Origin of the sequence: Bifidobacterium sp. UTCIF-38 (assembly GCF_006454495.1) — a bacterium.
GTDB lineage: Bacteria > Actinomycetota > Actinomycetes > Actinomycetales > Bifidobacteriaceae > Bifidobacterium > Bifidobacterium callitrichos.
This window is the reverse complement of sequence record NZ_JFAL01000028.1, coordinates 97,468-119,681: the sequence shown is the minus strand read 5'-3', so window position 1 is coordinate 119,681 and position 22,214 is coordinate 97,468. Positions and strand designations below refer to the sequence as shown.

The 22,214-nt window shown below is 61.1% G+C and carries 23 protein-coding genes; 14 read left to right on the top strand and 9 right to left on the bottom strand.

Going from position 1 to position 22,214, the window contains the following annotated elements:
- The first annotated feature begins 546 nt into the window (after positions 1 to 546).
- Positions 547 to 1,197 carry a sugar O-acetyltransferase gene (locus BW11_RS10270; RefSeq protein WP_258184665.1) on the top strand — a complete coding sequence of 217 codons (651 nt, stop codon included), beginning with the start codon at positions 547 to 549 and terminating at the stop codon, positions 1,195 to 1,197.
- A 10-nt stretch (positions 1,198 to 1,207) separates the two neighbouring features.
- Positions 1,208 to 1,831: a sugar O-acetyltransferase gene (locus BW11_RS11980; RefSeq protein WP_140445629.1), complete on the top strand. Its 624-nt coding sequence runs from the start codon at positions 1,208 to 1,210 to the stop codon at positions 1,829 to 1,831.
- Here BW11_RS11980 and BW11_RS10260 read toward each other — a convergent pair.
- Together BW11_RS10260 and BW11_RS10255 are read right to left on the bottom strand one after the other, a co-directional pair.
- Positions 1,788 to 2,546 carry a MurR/RpiR family transcriptional regulator gene (locus tag BW11_RS10260; protein WP_140445628.1) on the bottom strand — a complete coding sequence of 253 codons (759 nt, stop codon included), beginning with the start codon at positions 2,544 to 2,546 and terminating at the stop codon, positions 1,788 to 1,790. The two genes, BW11_RS11980 and BW11_RS10260, sit on opposite strands and share 44 nt — an antisense overlap.
- Positions 2,547 to 2,867: 321 nt before the next feature.
- Positions 2,868 to 3,662 (bottom strand): nitroreductase family protein, encoded by a 795-nt coding sequence (locus BW11_RS10255; protein ID WP_140445627.1) that lies wholly within the window; start codon positions 3,660 to 3,662, stop codon positions 2,868 to 2,870.
- A gap of 488 nt (positions 3,663 to 4,150) precedes the next feature.
- Here BW11_RS10255 and urtA point away from each other — a divergent pair, with 488 nt between their 5' ends.
- Genes urtA through urtE form a run of 5 tightly spaced genes read left to right on the top strand, consistent with a single transcriptional unit; the run spans position 4,151 to position 9,185 of the window.
- Positions 4,151 to 5,467, top strand: a complete 1,317-nt coding sequence (gene urtA, locus BW11_RS10250; protein ID WP_140445626.1) for an urea ABC transporter substrate-binding protein — start codon at positions 4,151 to 4,153, stop codon at positions 5,465 to 5,467.
- 22 nt (positions 5,468 to 5,489) lie between these two features.
- Positions 5,490 to 6,374, top strand: coding sequence for an urea ABC transporter permease subunit UrtB (urtB, locus tag BW11_RS10245; protein ID WP_043165994.1), 885 nt, complete (start codon positions 5,490 to 5,492; stop codon positions 6,372 to 6,374).
- A gap of 32 nt (positions 6,375 to 6,406) precedes the next feature.
- Positions 6,407 to 7,549 (top strand): urea ABC transporter permease subunit UrtC, encoded by a 1,143-nt coding sequence (urtC, locus tag BW11_RS10240; RefSeq protein WP_140445625.1) that lies wholly within the window; start codon positions 6,407 to 6,409, stop codon positions 7,547 to 7,549.
- Between the two features lie 14 nt (positions 7,550 to 7,563).
- The gene (gene urtD, locus BW11_RS10235) at positions 7,564 to 8,484 is read left to right on the top strand and encodes an urea ABC transporter ATP-binding protein UrtD (RefSeq protein ID WP_258184664.1); all 921 of its coding nucleotides are present in this window, start codon (positions 7,564 to 7,566) and stop codon (positions 8,482 to 8,484) included.
- A complete protein-coding gene (gene urtE / locus BW11_RS10230; RefSeq protein WP_258184663.1) occupies positions 8,484 to 9,185 on the top strand; it encodes an urea ABC transporter ATP-binding subunit UrtE in 702 nt (233 codons plus the stop codon). The genes urtD and urtE overlap by 1 nt, the downstream gene beginning before the upstream one ends.
- Here the strand turns inward: urtE and BW11_RS10225 are convergent.
- The 4 genes from BW11_RS10225 to BW11_RS11915 all read right to left on the bottom strand — a co-directional run bounded on the left by BW11_RS10225 (position 9,149) and on the right by BW11_RS11915 (position 11,895).
- On the bottom strand, positions 9,149 to 9,988 hold the full coding sequence (locus tag BW11_RS10225; RefSeq protein WP_052119152.1) for a YoaK family protein: 840 nt from the start codon (positions 9,986 to 9,988) through the stop codon (positions 9,149 to 9,151). The genes urtE and BW11_RS10225 overlap by 37 nt on opposite strands.
- Positions 9,989 to 10,308: 320 nt before the next feature.
- Entirely contained in the window at positions 10,309 to 10,752 is a 444-nt protein-coding gene (locus BW11_RS10220) for a cupin domain-containing protein (protein ID WP_258184662.1), read from the bottom strand.
- Between the two features lie 41 nt (positions 10,753 to 10,793).
- Positions 10,794 to 11,621 carry a class I SAM-dependent methyltransferase gene (locus BW11_RS10215; RefSeq protein ID WP_140445624.1) on the bottom strand — a complete coding sequence of 276 codons (828 nt, stop codon included), beginning with the start codon at positions 11,619 to 11,621 and terminating at the stop codon, positions 10,794 to 10,796.
- Positions 11,622 to 11,751: 130 nt separating this feature from the next.
- Complete coding sequence (locus BW11_RS11915; protein ID WP_258184661.1) at positions 11,752 to 11,895, bottom strand: hypothetical protein; 144 nt, start codon at positions 11,893 to 11,895, stop codon at positions 11,752 to 11,754.
- A 24-nt stretch (positions 11,896 to 11,919) separates the two neighbouring features.
- On the opposite strand from BW11_RS11915, the gene BW11_RS10210 reads away from it, so the two are divergent.
- The 4 genes from BW11_RS10210 to BW11_RS10190 all read left to right on the top strand — a co-directional run bounded on the left by BW11_RS10210 (position 11,920) and on the right by BW11_RS10190 (position 15,832).
- Complete coding sequence (locus tag BW11_RS10210; RefSeq protein WP_258184660.1) at positions 11,920 to 12,309, top strand: NAD(P)-dependent oxidoreductase; 390 nt, start codon at positions 11,920 to 11,922, stop codon at positions 12,307 to 12,309.
- 256 nt (positions 12,310 to 12,565) lie between these two features.
- On the top strand, positions 12,566 to 13,015 hold the full coding sequence (locus tag BW11_RS10205) for a MarR family winged helix-turn-helix transcriptional regulator (protein WP_140445623.1): 450 nt from the start codon (positions 12,566 to 12,568) through the stop codon (positions 13,013 to 13,015).
- Between the two features lie 32 nt (positions 13,016 to 13,047).
- Complete coding sequence (locus BW11_RS10200) at positions 13,048 to 13,698, top strand: hypothetical protein (RefSeq protein WP_219846758.1); 651 nt, start codon at positions 13,048 to 13,050, stop codon at positions 13,696 to 13,698.
- A gap of 484 nt (positions 13,699 to 14,182) precedes the next feature.
- A complete protein-coding gene (locus BW11_RS10190) occupies positions 14,183 to 15,832 on the top strand; it encodes an RNA-binding domain-containing protein (RefSeq protein WP_140445621.1) in 1,650 nt (549 codons plus the stop codon).
- Between the two features lie 698 nt (positions 15,833 to 16,530).
- Here BW11_RS10190 and BW11_RS10185 read toward each other — a convergent pair.
- Positions 16,531 to 16,803: a hypothetical protein gene (locus BW11_RS10185; RefSeq protein ID WP_140445620.1), complete on the bottom strand. Its 273-nt coding sequence runs from the start codon at positions 16,801 to 16,803 to the stop codon at positions 16,531 to 16,533.
- A gap of 42 nt (positions 16,804 to 16,845) precedes the next feature.
- Here BW11_RS10185 and BW11_RS10180 point away from each other — a divergent pair, with 42 nt between their 5' ends.
- The 3 genes from BW11_RS10180 to BW11_RS10170 all read left to right on the top strand — a co-directional run bounded on the left by BW11_RS10180 (position 16,846) and on the right by BW11_RS10170 (position 20,555).
- On the top strand, positions 16,846 to 18,249 hold the full coding sequence (locus tag BW11_RS10180; protein WP_140445619.1) for an Eco57I restriction-modification methylase domain-containing protein: 1,404 nt from the start codon (positions 16,846 to 16,848) through the stop codon (positions 18,247 to 18,249).
- On the top strand, positions 18,231 to 19,178 hold the full coding sequence (locus tag BW11_RS10175) for a BsuBI/PstI family type II restriction endonuclease (RefSeq protein WP_140445618.1): 948 nt from the start codon (positions 18,231 to 18,233) through the stop codon (positions 19,176 to 19,178). Before BW11_RS10180 ends, BW11_RS10175 begins: the two co-directional genes overlap by 19 nt.
- 120 nt (positions 19,179 to 19,298) lie before the next feature.
- The gene (locus BW11_RS10170) at positions 19,299 to 20,555 is read left to right on the top strand and encodes an ISL3 family transposase (RefSeq protein WP_219846757.1); all 1,257 of its coding nucleotides are present in this window, start codon (positions 19,299 to 19,301) and stop codon (positions 20,553 to 20,555) included.
- 202 nt (positions 20,556 to 20,757) lie between these two features.
- Here BW11_RS10170 and BW11_RS10165 read toward each other — a convergent pair whose 3' ends face one another.
- The gene (locus BW11_RS10165) at positions 20,758 to 21,267 is read right to left on the bottom strand and encodes a GNAT family N-acetyltransferase (protein WP_140445617.1); all 510 of its coding nucleotides are present in this window, start codon (positions 21,265 to 21,267) and stop codon (positions 20,758 to 20,760) included.
- Between the two features lie 566 nt (positions 21,268 to 21,833).
- Positions 21,834 to 22,214, bottom strand: a complete 381-nt coding sequence (locus BW11_RS10160; RefSeq protein WP_140445616.1) for a hypothetical protein — start codon at positions 22,212 to 22,214, stop codon at positions 21,834 to 21,836.

Below are 22,214 nucleotides of genomic sequence, written 5' to 3'. Positions count from 1 at the left end.
AAACCCCAGGGATCCTTTGTTTTCCGGCCCCAGGGAGGATCCGGCCCCGGTAATAACGGTCAGGAGTACGTTCCATCGGACGTTCTTGGGCCGATTTCCGGAGGAACGTACACTCACGGCCGGTAGGAGTACGTTCGGCCGGAAACGGGTTGGAAACACCCGGAGGAACGTACGCTTACGATTGGTAGGAGTACGGTTGGACGGAAGGCCACTGAAAACATCCGGGGAAACGTACGCCGATGGTTCCCCTACTGACGGTTCCACCACTGATGGTTCCCCAACCACTGATGGTTCCCCAACCACTGATGGTTCCCCAACCACTGATGGTTCCCACTACCGGATGGTTCCCCTATTAACGGGGTTGTGTTTTTCTACGGGTTGGAACCACAGTAACCCCCTGTGTTCCGTGTATGGTACGGAACGTGCCTATCCCGGTTTGTTTGATTATCCCCTCACGGTGATATCGATACCATAAATGGTGTCTTGTGTTGATGGGACAGATACACGACAGATACACGAGTATGGCGGTGAAGGATATGGGCACGAATGACGGTGAAGGATATGGGCACGAATGACATGGACAATGACATGGATAATGTGGCGCGCAAGGACATGGGGCTGCCGTATCACTATGACGATCCGGCCATTATGGACGGACAGCTCGAATGGCAGAACAAGCTGTGGGAGTACAACCAGACCAAGCCCACCGAGCAGGATCATCGTGCCGAACTGCTCAAGGGCATGTGCGCCGAGGTCGGGGAGGGCGTGCATATCGAGACTCCATTGCACGCGAACAACGGATGCCGCCGTGTCCACCTCGGCAAGGGCATCTACATCAACGCGTTCATGAGCATGGTCGACGACGCTGAGATCTGGATCGGTGACTACGCGATGTTCGGCCCGTCGGTCACCATCGCCACCGCCGGTCACCCGATTCTGCCGATCATGCGCGAGCATCACTATACGTACGCGATGCCCGTGCACATCGGACGCAACGTGTGGGTCGGCTCCAACGTGAGCATCCTGCCCGGCGTCACCATCGGCGAGAACAGCGTGATCGGCGCCGGATCGGTCGTCACGCATGACATCCCCGCGAACGTCGTCGCAGTCGGCGTACCGTGCAGAGTCGTGCGGTCGATCGGCGAGCACGATCGCGAATACTACTGGCACGACCGCCGTCTCGACGTACAGGAGTAAGGAGACAGACATGAACGAGCTCGACAAGTGCATGGCAGGGGAGATCTACGACTGTCACGACGCCATATTCCTCGACTACAAGAACACGGCTAGGCGACTATTGGGTGAGTACAATCGACTGCCCTACGACGCGAAGACCCGCAAACGCGAGATCCTCGAATCGTTGTTCGGGCAGATCGGAGAGAACGTGTCGGTCGGACTGCCGTTCATCTGCGATTACGGGCGGAATATCCGCATCGGCAGCAACGTGTCGGTCAACATGAACTGCACGTTCGTGGACTGCAACACGATCGACATCGGATCGGACACGTTGATCGCGTCGAACGTGCAGTTGTACACGGCCACGCATCCGGTCGAGCTCGCGGATCGTCTTGTCGAAGGCTGGAAACCGGGGGATGCACACTACCGCTGGAACACGTATGCCAAGCCGATTCATATCGGCCGCGGCTGCTGGCTGGGCGGCGGCGTCATCGTGCTTCCCGGCGTGACCATCGGCGACGGCACGGTGATCGGCGCCGGATCGGTCGTCACGCATGACATCCCTGCGAACGTGGTCGCGGTCGGCAATCCGTGCCGCGTATTGCGCCCGATTAACGGTTCCGATCGCCCTGATTCCGATCATTCCGCAGTTTGACCAGACGCCGTGCCAACGACTCGATGACGAATACGGCGGGCAGCTGACTGGTCGCGTTGTATCCGCCATTGACGCGTTCGGACGACAATCCAGCGGCGAACGACCAATCGCACATCGCGGCAAGCGTGCTGTCTGTCGCATTCGTCAACGCGAGCAGGGTCGCACCACGGGAGGCGAACCCCTCCATCAGCTCCAGAAGCTTCGGCGTCTCGCCACTCTCCGACACGGCGATGACCGCCATGGATTGGCGGGCGAACGTGGCGATCGGATAGAACGCATCCGTCAGACCGATGGCGAACAATCCCAGATTGGCGAACAGACGTGCCCCGTAATCGGCGATTGTGCCGGATGAGCCCTCGCCGACGAATACGATCGGATCGGCATGTTCCAACAGTGAAGTCGCCTCGCCGAGCATGGCCTCGAACGCGGGGGAGTCGGCGCGTGAAAAGAACAAGGACAATTCACCCAGATCGGCTTGGGGAATCGGGGTGATGACCGGTGCCGACGCCATTCCCCGTACCGCGGCCTTGAACGAATCGAATCCCCCGAACCCCATTTTCACGCACCAACGCATGATGGTGGACGGGGATACGTACGTGGCGGCGGCCAGCTCGCGCACCGACATATACGCCACCGATTCCACATGCGTGGAGACGAACCGGCATATCGCGAGTTCGGTCCGATTGCAGCGTGTCAATTGTTCGAAGGTGAACATGGGCTCCACTGTAGTACGGCGACGCCGTCCGTTGGCTTGCCGCCGTCGACACCTACCCGTCGTAGGCGTACGTTCCTCCGGGTGTTTTCATGGATCTTCCGGAAGAACGTACGCCTACTAGTCGTAGGAGTACGTTCCATCGGGTGTGTCCATGGATCTTCCGGGGGAACGTACGCCTACCGATCGTAGGAGTACGTTCTTCCGGAAGTTGCCTAAGAATGTCCGGTCGAACGTACTCCTTCCTGACCGTTGTCAGGGGTTGTTCAGTGGAGACCGGGACCTATCGGAGCCTGTTGACATAATACACGTTATGTCGGAAGGTTACTTCTCCAGATGGAAGCCTTGGGCTGTGGCCTTGTCCAACAACGACTTGTCATTCACGTTCTGGGTGCTGACCTTGGCGATCTGGTCGCTGAAGGCGTCGACCGGACGGTCGGTGTTGCGCAGATCGTAGTACTGATGCACGGTCCCGTCGAACTCATCAAGTCCATCCAATAAGGCGGCATCGTCCGCGGCCGGGTACTGGTTCTCGAAGAACTGCATCGTGCGCGGCATGCGGGGCTTCAATGCCGGCTCCTGATCGGGCTTGCCGATCGCGAGGCCCAATACCGGGTACGTGTACTTCGGCAGGTGGCACAGCTCGATCAGTTCCGGAATGTCATTGAGCAATGAGCCGAGGATCACGCAGCCGAGGCCGAGCGAGTACGCGGCGGTCTCCATCGCGTGCAGAGCCAGCACGGCGTCGTTCTGCGCCTGCGTGAACCGGTAGCTGGACGCGAGACCCCAGTCGGGGGAGTCCGTGTCGACGCCCTTGCGCTCGGCGATGCGCGCGTTGCGCTGCTCATCGAGGATGAACAGATACAATAGCGGCGCCTCCGCGATGTACGGCTGATGGCCGATCTCGGCGAACTTCGCCTTGATGGACGGATCGGAGATGCGGATCGCGGACCAGTCGTTGAGGTACTGGCTGGAGGCGGCGTGCTGGGCGACGGTCTCCAATACGGCGCGGGTGTCGTCGTCGATCGGATCGGCCTTGAACTTGCGGATGGAACGACGGTTGAGCAGCGTGGCGACCGTCTCGTTGACGGCGGCAACATCATCAGAATGTGTGGTCATACGGCCATTATCGCAGTCGCGGAGGTTGCTGGGAAGAGTGATTCCGCTGTCGGCGGCATGTGGTTGCTCGCCACGGCAACTACCCCTCAGTCCCGCTTTGCGGGCCAGCTCCCCTGACAAGGGGAGCCAGGGAAGTTGGGACGCGCCGCGCGCGGTTTTTGGTGGCTCGCCTATCGGTTCGCACGTTGCCTGCAAACAGCTCCGCTGTTTGATTCACGGCAACGGTCCGCCAAAGGGAGCCGGGAAATTGGGATGACGTCGTTTACGTAATGGACATCAATGAGATGTGAAGGAAACATCAGGGCAACGGCGGGGAAAGCGGGAGGTGCGATGCTGTCCCCTACAAGCGTTCAGGGTGGTGCGCGGGGCGGCGCCCATCCGGCGTGGTCCCGCGCACCTCACATAACGCGACAACACGTTGTCAACACATTGTGTCAACCAACCAACGGACGTCAACCACGTCGTACGCGTAAAAAGAGAGGGACCGTATGACTACATCACGTGCCAGGAAGATAGGTGCCAGACTGGGGGCCGCGGCATGCGTGCTCGCGGCAGTGCTGTCCACCGCCGGCTGCGGCTGGGGGCGTACGGTCGCCGAGAAGGAGGCCGCCGACGCGGCCGGCAACGGCGGATCGGCGAACGCCACGTCGTGCGTCGACACGTCCGGCAGCACCATCAAGGTAGGATTCGTCAACTCGCTGTCCGGCACGATGGCGATCTCCGAACAGACCGTCTCCGACTCGCTGCACATGGCGGTCGACGAGATCAACGCCAAGGGCGGAGTGCTCGGCAAGAAGATCGAGGTCGTCCAGCAGGACGGCAAGTCGGAGCCGGCCGTGTTCGCCGAGAAGGCGAGGACCCTGATCGAGAAGGAGTGCGTGGCCGCGGTGTTCGGCGGCTGGACCTCCTCCTCGCGTAAGGCCATGCTGCCGGTGTTCGAGGCCGATAACGCGCTCCTGTTCTACCCGCTGCAGTACGAGGGCATGGAGGCGAGCCCGAACATCTTCTACTCCGGAGCCGCTCCGAACCAGCAGATCGTGCCCGCCCTCGACTACCTCAAGGAGAAGGGCTACAAGAAGCTGTTCCTCGTCGGATCCGACTACGTGTTCCCGCAGACCGCGAACCGCGTGGTCAAGGCGTACGCGGAGGGCAACGGCATGCAGGTCGTCGGCGAGGAGTACACCCCGATGGGCTCCACCGACTTCACCACCATCGTCAACAAGCTCAAGTTCTCCGGTGCGGACGCGGTCGTGAACACTTTGAACGGCGACTCCAACGTCGCGTTCTTCAAGGAGTACAAGGCGTCCGGCCTCAAGGCGGACACCGTACCGGTCATCTCGATGTCCATCGCCGAGGAGGAGGTCTCCGCCATCGGCGTCGACAACGTCAAGGACCAGCTGACCGCCTGGAACTACTACCAGACGCTCGACAACGCGCAGAACAAGACGTTCGTGAAGAACTTCAAGGCCAGGTACGGGCAGAACCGCCCGACCTCCGACCCGATGGAATCCGCATACACCTCCGTCTACCTGTGGAAGGGCATGGTCGAGAAGGCCAAGTCGTTCGATGTGGACAAGGTCAAGGCGGCTGCCGACGGCGTCACCTTCAACGCGCCGGAGGGCAAGGTCAAGGTCGACGGCGAGAACCACCACATCTACAAGACCTCGTACATCGGCAAGATCGGCACCGACAAGCTCATCCACACCGTGTGGAAGTCCGACGGCCCGATCCAGCCGGATCCGTATCTGAAGACCTACGACTGGGCGAAGAGTCTGAGCGTCGAAGACTCCGGTACGAGCAACTGACGAGAGAGAAGGACACGAAACAATGGATATGCTATTTCCTCAGATCGTAGCGGGTCTGTCCAACGGATCGATCCTGCTGCTCGCCGCACTCGGCCTGTCGCTGACCTTCGGCCAGATGGGCGTCATCAACAACGCCCACGGCGAGTTCATGATGGCCGGCGCGTACACCGCGTACGTGATGAGCACGGTCATCGGCAACAAGACCGTTTCGTTGGGCGTCGCCCTCGTCGTCGGATTCGTCGTTGCCGGCCTGCTGGGCCTGCTGCTCGACGTGCTGCTGCTCGAACGCATGCGCAATCGCCCGCTCGACACGCTGCTCGTCACCTTCGGCGTATCGCTGGTACTCCAGCAGCTGGCGCGTGACATCTTCGGCGCGACCCCGGTCTACGCCTCCGCGCCCGACGCGCTGACCAACCCGGTCACGGTGTTCGGCTACAGCTTCTCCGCCGGCCGACTGTTCATCTTCATCCTGTCGATCGTGTGCGTGGCCGCGCTGTACGCGGTCCTGAAGCTCACACCGCTCGGCCGCCAGATCCGCGCGACCTCCGAGAACCGCGATCTCGCCGAGGTGTCCGGCATCTCCACGAAGACCGTCGACCACGTGACGTTCTTCCTCGGCTCCGGCATCGCCGGCATCGCGGGCGTGGCGCTGAGCCTGCTCAACTCGATCAGCTTCAACTTCGGCACCACGTTCATCGTGCAGGCCTTCCTCGTGGTCGTCGCCGGCGGCGTCGGCCAGCTGAAGGGCGCGGTCATCGCCTCCTTCGTGCTGGGCCTGTGCCAGTCCTCGATCGAGCTGCCGACCTCCGCATCGATCGGACAGGTGGCCGTCTTCCTGATCGTCGTGATCTTCCTGCAGTTCCGTCCGCAGGGACTGGTCGCCATCCGTTCGAGGAACCTCGCGTGAACCGCGTGAACGTCGAAGAGAGGGAATAACAAATGAACGCTACTGGTATTGGTGCTTTCTACCTCAAATACAAGCCGTGGATCGGCGCGGTCATCGCCATCGTGCTGATCTTCCTCGCGCCCGCGGTGCTGAACGTGTACAACCTCGGCCTCCTGTCGAAGTACCTGTGCTACGCGATGGTCGCCATCGGCATCGGACTGGCCTGGGGGCAGGGCGGCATGCTGACGCTCGGCCAGGGACTGTTCTTCGGTCTCGGCGCGTACGTGATGGCCATCCACATGAAGCTCGAGGACATCGGCCCCGGTCAGGTGCCCGATTTCATGGCCCAGTACGGCATCACGCAGGTGCCGGGCTTCTGGGAGCTGTTCCGCAACCCGGTGATCGCCGTGATCGGCGTGGCCGCGGTGCCGGGAGCGATCGCCGCGATTCTGGGCCTTGCGGTGTTCGGCCGCGGCGTCAGGGGCGCGTACTTCGCGATCCTGTCGCAGGCGCTCGTCGCCGCTTTCGCGGTGCTGCTCATCGGCCAGTCCAAGACGACCGGCGGCACCAACGGCCTCAACGACTTCAAGGGCTTCTTCGGCTACGATCTGACCGACCCGGCCAACAAGCGCATGATCTACTACATCTGCGCGTTCCTGACCTTGGCCATGGTGCTCATCGTCTACTGGATCCGCCGCTCGTTCATGGGCAACCTGATCATCGGCGTGCGCGATCAGGAGAACCGCATGAAGTTCCTCGGCTACAACCCCGCATCCATCAAGGTGTTCGCCTTCTCGATGGCGGCCATGTTCGCCGGCATCGGCGGCGCGATGTTCGTGCCGGTCGTCGGCATCATCTCGCCCTCCGACATCAGCGTGACGCCGTCCATCCTGATGCTCGCCGGCGTGGTCATCGGCGGACGCACCACGCTGCTCGGCCCGCTGGTCGGCACGCTGATCATCCGCTTCGCCGAAACGCAGCTGTCCGAGGCGTATCCGTCCGCATGGACGTACCTGGAGGGCCTGATCTTCATCCTGGTCATCGCGTTCGTGCCGATGGGCTTGGGACAGTTCAAGGGCGTATGGCCGTGGATCAAGGACAAGCTGGGACTCGGCGGTGCCGGGGCCATCGGTGCGGCTGCCGGGGCCGCTGATACGACGACCGGCGTTGCGAAGACCGCAACGGTGAACGCATGAGTGAGGAGAGGAACATGAGCTCGAACCCTACGACTCCCGCCTCGAAGGAGGATCTGGAACAGCTGCGCGCCGAAATGGTGCAGATGCGTGACGAAGCCAAGCGCATGCGCGACGAGGCCGCGGCCATGAAGGCCGAGATCGTCGAGGAACGCACCAAGCTGCATGACCAGCTTGCGGTGCTCGACGATCGCGGCGGCCAATGGAACGACTATCTGGAGGTCAAGGGCCTCCACGTCGAATTCGACGGATTCGTCGCGGTGAAGAGCCTCGACCTGACCGTCGAACACGGCGACCTGCGCTTCCTCATCGGCCCGAACGGCGCCGGCAAGACCACGATCATCGATGCGATCACCGGCCTCGTGCCGGCCACCGGATCGGCGAAGTTCCGCGGCGAGGAGCTGCTGGGCAGGAAGCCGAACGACATCGTCAAACTCGGCGTCGGACGCACGTTCCAGACGGCGTCCGTCGTCGAGGAGCTGTCCGTGCTGGAGAACCTCCAGCTCGCCGAGGGATTCCGCAAGAAGGGCCGCGACCTGTTCCGCACGGTCAGCGGCGTCTCGCAGAACATCGAGTACATGCTCGACGTGTGCAACCTGACCGACGACATGAACACGCCCGCCGGCATCCTGCCGCACGGCAAGAAGCAGTGGCTGGAGATCGGCATGCTGCTCGTGCAGGACGCACACCTGCTCCTGCTCGACGAGCCGGTCGCCGGCATGACGCCCGCCGAACGCGTGCAGACCGGCGAACTGCTCAAGCGATGCAGCAAGAACCGCACGGTCATCATCGTCGAACACGATATGGAGTTCATGCGCCAGTTCGCCGACTCCGTCACCGTGCTCAATCAGGGTGAGATCCTCGCCGAAGGCTCGGTCGAGGAGATCCAGAACAACGAGGAAGTCGTGAACATCTACCTCGGAGGAGGCGATCAGTGATGGCAATGCTGGAAGTGAAGGACCTCAACACCGGCTACGGCAAGGTGACGGTCGTCAACGACATCAGCTTCGACGTGGCGGCTGGCCAGTGGGTCAGCATCGTCGGCAACAACGGTGCCGGCAAGACCACGCTGCTCAAGGCGTTGCTGGGATTGCTGCCGGTCACGTCCGGATCGATCACGTTCGACGGCGAAGACATCACCAAGATCGCGCCGAACCAGCGCATCCGACGCGGCATGGCGTTCGTGCCGCAGGGGCAGCAGTCGTTCGGCACGATGACCGTCGACGAGAACCTGCATGTGGTCGCCGACCGGTACGGTGCCGAGGCGAAGGCGCGCTATGACGAGGCCGTGGAGATGTTCCCGATTCTCAAGGAGTTCGCCGGACGCCGGGCCGGACTGCTCTCCGGCGGCCAGCGCCAGCAGCTGTCGATCGCCCGCGCATTGATCACCCGTCCGAAGCTTATGATCCTCGACGAGCCGACCGAAGGCATCCAGCCGAACATCGTCGCGGAGATCCAGAAGGCGATCCGCACGATGGCCGAGCAGAAGGGCATCGGCGTGGTGCTGGTCGAGCAGAAGGTGCAGTTCGCGGTCGAACGCGCGGACCGCTACTACGTGCTCGCCTCCGGGCGATTCATCGCCAGCGGCGAGGGCGGCGCCGATCAGGTCGAGGCCGCAAAGGAGGCCATGCGCGTGTGATGTTGTGAGTGGTGGGTTTGACCGGTGGCCCACGGTGCCGTCGAGGTGAGATGCGGGAACATCATCGCCATGACCGCCAGCAGACAGCCGATCATCACCATCAGAATCACATCCTCATGACCGTGCGTCTGCAGCAGCGCGCCGGTCAGCGCGCCAAGCGCCAACGCGACCATCACCACTGCGCGACGGCCCAGCTTCGACTTTTCGTGGCCGTGCGCGGAGGTGTCCGCGACGACGCCGGTCAGCGTCATCGTCAGAACCGTGGTGGGCAGATCCGGAACCGACAATTTGCGGGCGGTCGAGTTCTGGATGCCCATCGCGGGGGCGAGCAGCACGATCAGCAGGATGATGTGCAGATCGATATGGTTCGCGGTCGGGAAGTTGAGACTCGGGCCGGATGAGGTGGCGGCCGCCGGCATGAACTGGTTGAGCAGACGGATGCCGACCAGCGCGGCGATCACGAACAACGCCTGCACGCCGGTCGAAACCAGCAGATGGCGGGCGCGATGATGGCCGAAATAGTGGATGATGCGCCCGCCGATCAACGCGCCGACCATGAACGCGACCAACGTCAATGCCGACGTCCACCAGACGAACCCCTGCGCATGGGCGATCGAGAAGCCAAGGAAGACGATGTTGCCGGTCACGTTCGCCACGAACACATGTCCCAACGCCAGGTAGCTCAACGCATCCACCAGTCCCGCGACGTACGTCAGGATCACCAGCGCGGGGGAGAGCAGGCCGTACCTGTCATCCTTGCGCGGGATCAGCGTGCGACCGGCTTCGGCGAGATGCGATGTCATGGTTGGGGAGGAATCCTTCGTACGGTATGTGAAAAGGCCACATACAACGTACGCTGAGCCGTGGGCAGGAAGGTGCCGGATGGTGTTCGGTGATCGAGTGGTGTCCGGACGAGAGGCGGCGTACGTTCCCGGGGGTTATCCGGGGAGGAGCCACAGCCAACGTACGCTGAATGGCGATGAGCGTACGAAAACGGGTGATCGAGTGGTTATCCTCCCGACGGACGTACGCTGAGCGGGAGTCAGCGTACGTTCATCGGGATTACGTACGTTCCTTGGGGGATTAGGCCGGCGCGGGACTCATGGTCGGACCCGACTGGTGCTCAGCCCCGGTTGTCGAACATCTGCAGCAGCATCTTGCTGGGTTCAAGTGCGTAGACGGTGTGCGGCAGACGGGCGCTCAGATAGACGATGCCGCCGGGGGTGAGCTCGACCTCGCGCTCGCCACCGCCGATGCGCAGTCGGCCTTCGAGCACCTGGATCGTCACGGGCATGGCCGCGGTGTGCTCGCTCAGCGCCTGATCCTTGTCGAAGGCGAAGAGCACGGCGCGCAGTCCATCCTCCCTCAGCACCGTTCGTGAGACGGTGGCCTCCTCCTGGATGTCGATCAGCGAGGCGAGTTCGGCGACATAACCCAGATGCGGGTCGACGGCGATGGCGTGGCCCTCGGCATCGTGCCTGCACTTGCAGTGATGGCCATGCTGGCCACTGTGCCCGTCGCCCTGCTTGCAGCAACCCTGCTTGATTTGCTGGTTGTCATCGGTCATGATGTGCTCCTTTGTACTTGGTGTGATCTTACGCCACGATGTCATGCCTCGGGCTTGCGTACCACGAATGCGATGCCCGTGAGCTCGTCGCGATACTTGTCGAACGTGGACTTCATATCGAGCACGCGGGCACGAATGTCCTTGTTCCCCAGCACATTGCGCATGATGCGCAGTACGCCGCCGATGCCCTCGTCGGCGATATTGCGCCGCATATCCAGCAGGGCCATCGGCTCCCTGCCGCTCCACAGCACCTCGAATCCCGCGGATTCCAACAGCTCTCGCCATTCGGCCTCGGTGAGCGGTCGCGCGTTCACCTTGATGCTGCGGGCCAGCGCCTTGCGGATCTCGTCCTTGACGGAGTCGTCCAGATCATCCGGCTGCAGTCCGAGCTCGTGGATCGAGTAGGTGCCGCCTGCGCGCAGCAGTCGGAGCGCCTCGTCGATGATCGCCCGCTTGCCGCGATCGCTCTGCATCGTGAGCATCGCCTCGCCGATCACCACGTCGGCACTGTCCGTGTCAAGTCCGGTGTCGGCGGCGTCGCGCAGGACGCAGCTCGCGGGGATGGGACGCTGTCCGGACTGTCCCGCCGTCAGCCGGGTGATGATGTCCACGACCTGCGGATCGCGATCCACGCCGCGATAGCTCTTCGGCCCCTGAGCCAGAATCGCCCTTGTGGTCAGGCCGAGTCCCGGCGCGAACTCGACGACGTCCTTGCCTTCGATTTCGGTGTGGGCGAGCATGCGTTCGGTGAGCTTCTTGCCGCCGGGGCGCAGTACGCGCTTGCCGATGCGGGCCAGCAGCCAGTGCCCCTGCAGGTGCGCGGGGTCGCGATCGGACTGGGGAAGCGGGAGGGCATTGTTGTCGGTCATGAGTCGCGATGCTATCGGTCTCGGCCACGCGGCACAAGAGTTTCGCGGGAAAAGACGATGAAAGATCGCACCAAGCAAAGCGGAAGCGGCGGAGGCAGCGGGTGCCAAGTCGCGCGAGAGGAAGCGGTCGTCAGACCGCGAGTCTGGTTTTGTAGTCCTCAGCGAGAACAGGACCGCCGCCCAGCACGTCCTGTCCAAGGATCTGTTCGACCTGACTGCGGCCGATCTGGCCGGCTTCGACGCGGTCGGCACATGGGCGCCGGACACGCTGCATCAGCATTCCACGTCGCTCCAGCACATGGCTGACATCCTCTCCGGAACCGACACCCGTCTGATCGTGGTCGGCGGCGCCGGCAGCCTGTACCTCGACGCCGCGCATACGCTGCAGCTGAGCCAGTCCGAGGGATTCCCGCCCGAGTTCAAGCCGCTCGCCACCGCGATGGGCGAATCGCTCGCCGAACTGCGCAAGCGTTCCGATGTGAAGTGGACGTACGTCTCGCCGGCCGCCGACTTCCAGGCTGATGGCCCGCGCACCGGCGAATATGTGCTGGCGGGTGAGGAGTTCACTACGAACGCGGACGGCGAAAGAGCGATCAGCTACGCCGACTACGCCATCGCCATCGTCGACGAGCTGTCCAAGACGCCCGCCGACGCGCATGTTGGCGAACGCATCTCCGTGCGCTGGTAGCGCCGTCGCGGAGAGGGGCGTCGCCCGCGGAGGCGCTTCCCCATCCATGTCGTGAGTCGGTGTGTGCTCCTGCGGGTCGGCGTCCGATTGGCGGAAAATGCAGCTGGGTGGCAGGATGCCTTGCTGAGCTGGTGCGGATGCGATTTGGGTGAGTTTGGACGTGGTCTGGCTCGTGCGTGGATGTTGACGCGAGTATGAAATCATACTATTCTATGAGTATGATTTCATACTCGAAATACGAGCGGAAGGCGTGATCATGGAATTCAGGCAGAACGAGACCCTGCGGGAGTTCGATCGGCTGAACCGGCAGATCGAGGGGCTCTACCATGAGATAGCCGTCGCCCGCGGTCTGTCCGACAGCGCATACGGCATCCTGCAGGCGATGCTGGTTCTGGGGGAGGGATGCACCCAGACCGCCGTGTGCCGGTATGCGTGCCTGAACAAGCAGACGGTGAACTCGTCCGTCAGAAGGATGGTGCAGGACGGGCTGATCGAGCTGCGTCAAGGCGAAGGTCGGGAGATGCGCATGCATCTGACCGTGCAGGGGGAGCGTGTGATGCGCGAGCGGGTGCTGCCGGTCGAACGCGCCGAAAGCGAGGTGTTCGACGAGATGCCGGTCGAGGACCAGCAGGCGATACTGCGACTGGTGAACCGCTATCTTGATTCCTTCCGCCGCAAGCTCGACGAGCTGGAGGCCACGCGTTGACTCACCGGATGCTGAATACGATCGGGCTGGGAGTGCTCGGCATCGACCCCATCACCGCGGCGTACATGATGTCGATGAGGCTGCGAGGAGAGAGGAAGTCCCGAATCACATTGTTCTTCCTGTCGTTCGCAATCTCCACGATTCTTGTCGGCACGGTGCTTGCGGCGTCGATGGGAGCCGCGGCGGCCGGTTTCCTGCAAAGCGTCCTGCCTGATGACGGCAGTCGGTTCTGGGCGATCGCGGAACTTGCCGTATCCGTCGTCATCCTGCTTTGGGTGGCGAGACGGGTCTTTGCCGGTCCCAAGCGCGAGAAGAAGCAGCCACATGAAGCCGTCCGCGGCGGTGCGTTGGGACATATAGCCGTGGGCTTCGTGTTCGCGGTCACCTCGTTTACCGATCCCACGTTCTATGCGGTGATGCTCATCGGAGGGGAATCGCATAGTGTCGTCATGGCCGCGCTGCTGCTGGCCCTGTGGTTCGTGGTCAGTCAATGTCTGGCGATGGTCGTGTATGCAGCCATCCGATGCAATCGCCTCGACGCGCTCGCCGCCAGACTGGACGAGTGGAAGGCGCGGAACCTGACGATGTTCAACTGCGTGCTGCATGGCGCGCTGATCGTTGTCGCCATCCTGCTGACTGCCGACGCGACGGCCTATTGGCTTACCGGTGGGTATCTCCTGTAATCGCCGCCGTGCGTCCGACATTGCGTTAGTTCCCGGTTCCGCAATCCTATCCGGGCGATGAAACTCTGAAAATAAAAATGCCGGGGTTCCCGGCTCTTGGAGGTCTCACATTGCTGCGGACCTGTGTATGAGACATGGTCAGGTCTTTACTGTTGATTGGGTTCGCCTGCGTAGTTGATCATTTCCAGTTCCGCCGCGTCGGGCCGGTTGATCGGCGGTCGTGGGGTGTGCAGCAGTTCTGCAAATCCGATTACCTGATTGTCGTCCAACGCCACCCTCGGATTCGTGGGACTCAGGGCCGGAAATCGATTTTGTCGTGTTGAGTCCCACGGAGGATGCGAGACACGTTCGTCATGTCGGCTGTGTCGTCGCAACATTGCTTTTCGCTGAATTCTGCACTGAATACACTGAATTCAGTTATTCTACACTTAATTCAGTGTAGAGTTCAGTGTATCAATAACAATGCGGCGGATTGGAGCGTGCTATGGCGCATGAATACGGCAAAGAAACGCTGTCGCTGGAATTCAAGAGCGATCTGAAGCGATTGCCTGATGATGACCTGCTCGACGCAGTTGTGGCGCTGGCGAACTCGGATGGCGGCACGGTGTACTTGGGCGTCGAGGATGATGGCACTCCGACTGGCCTCGATAAGGTGCATCAGGATGCGGTCGGATTGGCGGCGATGATTGCCAATCGCACAGTTCCGCCGGTCTCCGCACGTACTCAAATCGTCGGGACTCCGGAAGTGCCGGTGATGCAGATCGATGTGCCGAAATCACGTAGTGTGGTCTCCACCAAATCGGGCAAGGTGCTGCGTCGCCGCATGAAGGTGGACGGTACGCCGGAAAGCGTGCCGATGTATCCGTATGAGATCGCCACGCGCTTGTCCGATTTAGGCCGTTTGGATTTCTCGGCGCAACCGGTGCCGGACGCGACCCGTGACGATTTCGATCCTCTCGAGCGTGAACGTTTGCGCCGAATCATCGGTACCTACCAGTCCAGTGACCGCAATCTGCTGGAGCTCACCGACGAGGAGTTGGAGAAATCCCTGCAGTTGACGGTGACCGTCGACGGCAAGGCGATGCCGACGTTGACCGGATTGCTGTTGTTGGGCAAGGTGGAATCGTTGAAACGTTTCGTGCCGACCCATCGGGCTTCCTTCCAGGTCATGTCCGGTACGGACGTCAAGGTCAATCAGGACTATGGTGGGCCGCTGCTGAGAACCATCGAGCAGATCAACGATATGTTCTCCCCTTGGAACCCGAGCGTCGAGATATCCGTCGGCCTGTTCTCTACGATGGTGCCGGAGTTCGACCATAGAGCGTTCCGTGAGGCGTTGGTGAATGCGTTCGGCCATCGTGACTACACCTTGCTCGGGCGTGTGCGTGTGCAATTGGACGATGCCGGATTGACTATCGCCAATCCCGGCGGATTCGTGGAAGGCATCAACATCCACAACCTACTTACCGCTGAACCTCATGGACGTAATCCTTGTCTGATGGATGCGCTTAAGCGTACCGGACTGGCCGAGCGTACGGGACGTGGTATCGACCGTATCTACGAGGGATCGCTGCACTATGGCCGTCCGTTGCCCGATTACACGGCATCGAATGAGCGGAACGTATCCGTGTATCTGCAACGTAGTGCGCCCGACGTCGAATTTGTGCGGATGCTGGCCGAAGAACAGGAGCGCACAGGCAAGACGATGCCGGTCAACGGTTTGCTGATCCTGAACATGCTCAAGAACGAGCGTCGTTGCACCCTCGAGACCATGCACAAGGAGCTCGATATGAGCGAGCAGCGTCTGCGTGTCATGCTCGGGCAGCTTACGGAGTCGGGACTGATTGAGGGTTCCGGCAATGGCTTCAGCCGTGCCTACACCTTGGGTTCCAAGGTGTACAGGCGCACGGGCAAGACCATCGAATACGTGCGTCAGACGGACATCGACCGTGTACGGTGGCCGGAACTCATCATGAAATTGGTTGCGGAGCAGGGTGATGCCACGCGGGCGGATGTCATGGAGCTACTGCATATCGATGCCAATCAGGCGTACTACCAGTTGTCCAAGCTTGTTAAGGGCGGGAGGCTGAAAGTCATCGGCCGTGGCCGGTGGGTACGCTACACAGGCATGTAGCAGTGTGCGACATGGGCTGCAGCGTCGGGCGGTCGCCCACTGGTCAGTCCTTCCGGGACTGCAGGAGCACAGGGGTGCCGTCCTGATCGCGCTTCGGATCGACGACCATGCTGTCGGGGGCATCGATTACCGGATACCCTCTATCGTCCAATCCCCTGTATGTGATTCCGTTGGGTGCGACGTAGCCGGTTTCTGGCAACACCGGTTCCAGACTGGGCTGGAACGGCCAACGGCTTCCGTGCCCGTGCTGTATGTACATATGCGTAATTCTGGGCCCCTAACTTAATGATTTTGTGGAATTCCGCCGTTCGGCAATGAAAAAGCCCTTTTCCTTTGGGTGGGAAAAGGGCGATGGCGGAGGATACGAGATTCACAACTTCAAGCCGAAGAACTGGCGGTATTCCAACGGAAAACGTCGTACCGACCAACTGCCTTACCGCTCAAATTACCGCTCTTCTCGGCGTGTCGCGTGAAAGATTGTGGGCTGGCACTGCCGGTTTCCGGCTCATGTACCCCACAACCCACAGTCGCGTTGATACATGGGTGTGGGTTGTGCCCAGGGGTTATGCGGGAACGGAGGTGTCCGCTCTCTCCGTAATCCACACTGGTTCCTGAAAGCACTCGGCCCGCCTCCAATGCAGGACACGGGCCGGTGAAAGCAACCGATAGGTCAGGCCTATCGAACAGCTCACAGTATATCATTGATTGACATGGGTATGAAGTCGAACGGGGGCGAAAATCAAATACAATTCCGCCGTTTCGGCAATGGAAAAGCCCGTTTCCTTTGGGTGGGAAAGGGCGATGGCGGAGGATGCGAGACCCCAACCTTCATCAGGGATCAGCGTTACTGCCGCTTGGTATTTGCGGACCTTACGCTTTAGCCATAACACCTCCATCACCACGTTCGCGGCGTGTCGCGTGATGGTTGGCAGGCGGCATTGCCGGTAAGACTGACGCTGATAACTATCCATCTTAGCGTTGCGCTTTCGTGGCTACAGTTTATCGTGGTATGTATGACCAAGACCATCGCGCAGATTCGCAACGAGGCTGCTGCATCGCTTTCGCCGGAGCGTCAGCAGCAGTGGGAGCAGTTCCTGACGCCCATGCCGGTTGCGCAGCAGGCGGTGGGTTTGTTCACACCAACCGACAAACCGGTGAGGATTCTCGATCTTGGCTCCGGTTCGGGTATCCTGAGCGCGGTGACGGCCAATCGGTCTGCGTGGGGGAGCAGTGTCGTCGCCATCGAACAGGATGCTGATCTTGCTCAGGCTTCCGAGTCGTCACTGCGTCAGGCGTGCGACGATGTTGAGGTCATCAATAAGTCGATCTTCGATGTGCTGCTGGACGCCCGGTTCGATCGTGTGATCTTGAATCCTCCGTATAAGAAAATCAGCCCGACCGTGATTGCCACGAGTGGCGGGGGCGTGAAGGTCACGAACCTGTATACGGCGTTCATGGTGACCGCCATTCAGGCGCTGGACGAAGGCGGCGAATGCGTCGCCATCATCCCGCGTTCCTGGATGAACGGCGACTATTTCAAGGATTTCCGCAAGTGGATGCTGGACGAGTGCAGCCTCGACGCGCTGGCCGTGTATGGGTCGCGTCAGGAGCATTTCAAGGACATGAACATCCTGCAGGAGATCATGCTGGTGAAGGTGTCTAAGCGGCCGCAAGTCAAGAAGGTCACGGTGTATGCCGACGCCACGCCCGCACGGCCGTTGGAACAGCAGCCGCATGAATCGGTGATACTCAAGGCGCTGCTGATGGGCCGCGATCGTATCGTGCGCATCCAGCGGCAGGATCCGCGCTTGTCAGAGTTCAAGACGATGGCCGAACAGGGGCTATGGGTGTCCACGGGCAAGCTGGTGTGGTTCCGCAATCGTGACGTGCTCTCGAACGTGGAGGAGCCGGACGGGCACCCGCTGTACTGGTCGGACAATCAGAACGGCATGATGACGGTTCATCCGGTCGAGTGCGATCGCGAGCAGTGGGTGACGGGTAAGGCCGATGCCCGCAATGTCGTGCTGCCCGCCGGCAGCTATTGCTTGGTGAATCGGTTCTCGTCCAAGGAGCAGCGTCATCGTATCTATGCGTCGTACTTGCGTAGTGACGTGGAATTCGTGGCCGACAACAAGCTGAACTACGTGCATCAGGGTACGTCGCGGCAGACGGTGCCGTTGGATGACAAGGCCGCGCGTGGGTTGACGCTGTGGCTGTCGTCTTCGATCGTCGATGAGTGGTATCGGCAGGTATCCGGCAGCACGCAGGTCAATGCGACCGATCTGCGGCAGATGCCCTGTCCGTCGAAGGCCCAGTTGGCGGCCTTGTCCGATCGTCTGACGATTGGGAACGATGTGAGTCAGAACCGCATCGACGCGGTGATTGGAGGATTGTTTTCATGGGCGCAGGCAAGCTGATTGACGAAGCGCTGGAAGCGCTGCGTGATTTCGAGGTCGGCAAGGACCAGTTGAACGAGCGCAGCGCCATGACTTTGCTGGCATTACTGCAGCTCAAGGAGGGAGATTCCTGGAGTAAGGCCACGAATCCCATGCTGGGCACGCGCGCGATCATGGACTGGATTCGTGACCAATTCGGTGTGGACTATAAGCCGAATACCCGTGAAACGATTCGACGCTTCACATTGCACCAATTCGTCATGGCCGGAATCGTCGAAGAGAACGCGGACAGGCCCGACCGTCCGATTAATTCCCCGAAGTGGAATTATCGTGTGACCGATGCGGCGCTTGAGGTATTCCGCAATCGTGGTGAATCGGGCTTCGAGTCCGAGCTGGAACGATTCCTGCTCGAACATGTCTCGTACGCGTCATTGACTGAGGAACGGCGCAACATGCCGAAAACTCCGGTCACATTGCCATCCGGCACGTCTCTCGAATTGTCTCCCAGTGGCCAGTCGGTACTGATTAAGGCGATGATCGAGGAGATGCTGCCGAGATTCGCCCCCGGCTGCAAGATTGCTTATATCGATGACACCGACCATAAGCACGGCGTTGTCGATGGCGAACTCATGGACGAACTCGGTATCACGCTCAAGGCCCGCGAGAAGGCCCCTGATGTGATTGCATGGGATGCCCAACGCGGCTGGCTGTTTCTTATGGAAGCCGCCAGCACACATGGCCCTGTCGATGTGACGCGAAAAGCTGAACTGCACGAGCTGTTCGCCGATCAGTGGGATAAGGTCGTGCTCGTTTCGTGTTTCCCGAGCCGCAAAATTATGCAGAAGTACCTCGCCATGCTCGCATGGGAGACGGAGGCATGGTGTGCCGATACGCCTGATCACATGATGCACTTCAACGGCTCCCGATTCATGGGACCATATGGCGAATAGGGGCGCTATTGCTGTTTTCGTGGGTGGTTGTTTGCCGGTGAGGCGTTGAACCGGTAAGAGAAGAGCGCTTTTTGGTTAGGATGTTCATCGACCAAGAAAAACACAACCGAAAAGCGCCTGATGAACAGCATATTCAAACAGCTCCTCAACGTCAAAGGCATGGTCGTCGAGAACGTCCGCATCGTCGACGGTCCCATGCGCCCCGAACCCGTGCTCGAGGTGCGGGTCCGCCCGCGCGCGGGCAAGCTCAGATGCTCGAGATGTGGCAAGCGCCGGCATGGCTACGACCGCGGCGGCGGCGTGCGCCGCTGGCGCCACCAGGACTTCGGATGCTGGCGGGTCGAACTGGTCGCCATGATGCCCAGGGTGGACTGCCCGAAGTGCGGCGTGGTCGTCGCCCAAGTGCCGTGGGCCGAGCCCGGCAGCAGGTTCACCCGGGACTTCGAGGCGGAGTGCGCGTGGCTGATGACCGTCGCCAACCAGAAGACCGTCAGCGGGTTCCTGCACGTGGCGTGGAGGACCGCCGGCGACATCGCCCGCAGGGTCGCCGGCCGACTCAGGGCGTCGGCGCCCTCGCCGTTCGACGGGCTGCACGCCATCGGCGTGGACGAGACCAGCTACAGGAAGGGCCACACGTACTTGACCGTCGTCGTCGACCACGAGCGCGGGCGCGTGATCTGGGCGCACGACGGGTACGGCAGGGACGTGTTCGACCTGTTCTTCCGGCGGCTGACCCCGGAGCAGCGCGCCTCCATCCGGGTCGTCACGGGCGACGGCGCGAAGTGGATCGACTCGTGCGTCGGCGAGTGGTGCCCCGCCGCGGAGCGCGTGCTCGACGGGTTCCACATCGTCTCCTGGATGACCGGCGCGCTCGACGACGTCCGCAAGCGCCTGTGGAACGACGCGAGGCGCGACGGCGACGACGAGGGGACGAAGCGCATGCGCGGCGCCAAGTACGCCGTGTTGAAGAACCCCGACGGCCTGACCGAACGGCAGGACGAATCCCTCGCGGCCTTGAGGAACACGGACCCCAGGGGCCAGCTCTACCGGGCCTGGCAACTCAAGGAGCTCCTGCGGACCCTGCTCAAGCACCCCATCGAACAGGCCACCGCGGAACTCAGACACTGGGTGTTCTGGGCGTCCCACAGCCGAATCCCCGAGATCGTCGAGCTCTCCAGAAAGATCCGCAGGCGGCGTCCCGACATCCTCAGGACCATCGAGCTGGGGTACTCGAACGCGAGGCTCGAGGCGTTCAACAACCGCATCAAGGTCACCATCCGCATGGCCTACGGTTTCCACCACGTCGACAACCTCATCGCCCTGGTCATGCTTCGATGCGGCGGACTCGACATCCGACTACCGAAACCCAACCCCTAACCCACGAAAACAGCAGAAGCCTCCGAATAGGCCATAGCGCCAGATATTTCGAGTTGTTCGGGCATTGATTCCGGCGGGGCACGGTCCCGTCATGTTTCTACCGCTTTGGCGCATTGTTCTGAAACGAAAAATGCCGGGGGATTACCGTCTCTTGGAGGTCTCGCATTGCTGTGGACCTGTGTATGAGACATGGTGTCAGGTTTTACTGTTGATTGGGTTCGTCCGTGTAGTTGATCATTTCCAGTTCTGGTCCCATGTCTTCGGTTTGTGTGTGGCCGGTTTCGTGGAATCCGATGTGTCGGTAGAATCCTTGCGCGTTCGCGTTGAATGCCATCACCCATAAGGCAAGTCGATCGTTGCCGATCGCGTGTTTGCCGGCTTCGACCAGCATCCGTCCGACGCCCTTGCGGTGATGGGCGGTCAGCACGTAGAGCGAGGCCAGTTCCGCCGCGTCGGGCCGGTTGATCGGCGGTCGTGGGGTGCGCAGCAGTTCTGCAAATCCGATTATCTGATTGTCGTCCAACGCCACCAATGTCGCTTGATTGCTGTTGTTTGCAGCGTTGCGCGTCAGTCTCAGTGCGAAATCAGGGGTGATCGCGTCCACGATTTCCTGCGGGATGTGGCCTTGATTCAGCTCACGCCATGTACGTGACTGGACTTGTGCTTTCTGCTCAAACCACTGCGGTTCAATCGGAGCAATGCGAAGCGTCATGAGTTTCATTGTAGGACCGGTGTTCGCTTGTTTCGGGGGATTCAGCGTGAGAAACCGGGGTGTCTGCGTTGAGTCCCCCGGTTTGGGCGCCTGCCCCGCGGTCGCCTGTTGGTCGTGGATTGGTGGATCGTTGGAGTTCCGCGGTTTTGTGGTGGTGTTGGTTGGTTGTTTCGGGCCCGGTGTCGGTGTGGGCGGGTGTTGTTGTGGGACTCAGTGTGAAAATCGCGGAGGCTGGTGTTGAGTCCCTCGGTTTCGTGGGATTCAGGGCCGGAAATCGATTTTGTCGTGTTGAGTCCCACGGGGGATGCCGAGACGAACCATAGGGGAGTGTGCAAATCGGCGGAACAATTCAGAATCGTTGAAATACCGCCGTTTTGGCAGTGAAAAAAGCCCTTTTCCTTTGGGTGGGAAAAGGCGATGGCGGAGGATACGAGACCCCAACCTTCACCGGAGTTCAGTGCTACTGCCGCTTGGTGTCCACGGGCTTCACGCCTCCGCCATACCACCTCCGTTACCACGTCCACGGCGTGTCGTGACGGGTTGTGGCGGCATTGTGTTGATGACGACTATAGCCATATTTTCCGGTTGAGTGGGACCGAGTTGAGGGCCGTCACCAAGCGTATGGCGTCCTGTTTGCTTAGTGTGCCCGTGTAACCCTGCAGATCGTCGCGCCTGAACCTGACCAGCTGCGAGCATCGGACCGTGGTCTCGTGCGAGAGGCCGGCCTGCTCCCAGTCCAGCAGTCGGATATCGCCGTCGCCGCGCCATGTGGGGTTGCTGGTCAGTTTCACCGCGACGCCACCGTCATTGTCAGCGTCCACGATGATGCATGCTACGTAATGGTTGCGGGATCTGGTCTTGTCCTCCTCGAACCTGACCGGCATCCTGTACACGTCGAATGTCTGCAGCGTGTGCGGTACGGGCTGCAGCGTTGGACGGTCATCCAC